This is a genomic window from Belnapia sp. F-4-1, from assembly GCF_000802185.1.
In the GTDB taxonomy this organism is placed as follows: domain Bacteria; phylum Pseudomonadota; class Alphaproteobacteria; order Acetobacterales; family Acetobacteraceae; genus Belnapia.
Map to the genome: position 1 here is coordinate 1 of NZ_KN676114.1, position 1,010 is coordinate 1,010.

Annotated in this window: 1 protein-coding gene and 1 pseudogene; both read right to left on the minus strand. The window is 62.6% G+C overall.

From position 1 onward, the window contains the following. A pseudogene (locus LH62_RS30595) lies at window positions 1-78 on the minus strand (IS6 family transposase); the annotation flags it as partial. 10 nt (window positions 79-88) lie between these two features. Continuing rightward, a protein-coding gene (locus tag LH62_RS29575; RefSeq protein ID WP_144404448.1) for an IS5 family transposase occupies window positions 89-927 on the minus strand; the annotation gives its coding sequence in 2 pieces (ribosomal slippage) (window positions 89-540 and window positions 540-927; 840 coding nt in all). Window positions 928-1,010: the final 83 nt, after the last annotated feature.

Genomic DNA, 1,010 nt, shown 5'->3' on the forward strand with positions numbered 1-1,010 from the left:
AGGCGACTTGAAGCGCTTCATCTGCCGTTCTCGTCGTCGCGTCGGCTGATGTGAATTCTCGGCCCGGTTGTTAAGAGTCCGTCCGGGATCATGTGGTTTTCTGACATAGCCTTCGGAGCATGCGACGGACGGAAGCCCAGCGCAGGAAGGCAAGCGCGCGACGGTTCAGGCACTCCCAATCCTTGGCCAATCGTCGGCAGCGATTGAGCCAGGCGATGGAGCGCTCGACAATCCACCGCTTCGGCAGCACGACGAACTTGCGCAACTCGGACCGCTTGACGATCTCGAGGTTGATCTGGCGACAAGTCGTGCGCAGTCCGGCCTGGAAGTTGGCGCCCTGGTACCCGCCGTCGGCGTAGAGCTTCAGCAGGAAGGGGTAGAGGCCGAACAGCGAGCCCATCAGCAGCACGCCACCATCGCGGTCCTGGATGTCGGCGGCGTGGATGATGGCCTGCATCAGCAGACCTTGGGTGTCGACCAGGACGTGCCGCTTCTTGCCTTTGATCTTCTTGCCCGCGTCGTAGCCCGAGGGGTCGATGCAGCGCCCCCTTTTTCCGCACTCTTCACGCTCTGGCTATCGATGATTGCCGCCGTCGGGCTGGCCTCGCGTCCAGCCTGCTCCCGGCACAGCACGTAGAGCGCGTAGTGGATGCGGTCGAGCGTCCGGTCCTCATCCCAGCGCCGGAGGTAGTCGTTCACCGTGCTCCGCGGCGGCAGGTCTTTCGGCAGCGCCGCCCATTGGCAGCCGGTGCTCAGGATGTACATCACCCCATTCAGCACCGCGCGCACGTCGATCGTCCGCTTGTTGCCGCCGCCCTTCGCACCCGGGATCAAAGGGCTGATCATCGACCACTCCTCGTCGGTCAGATCACTCGGGTAGCGGAGCTTGCTGCGGTCGTATTTCGGCCGGTTCTCGGGTGTCCACATGCACGCTCTTCTTCCGGCCATCGCCGTTAAGAGCCAATCACAACCGATTCAGATCATTCAATCTGTTCCCGGATGGACACTTA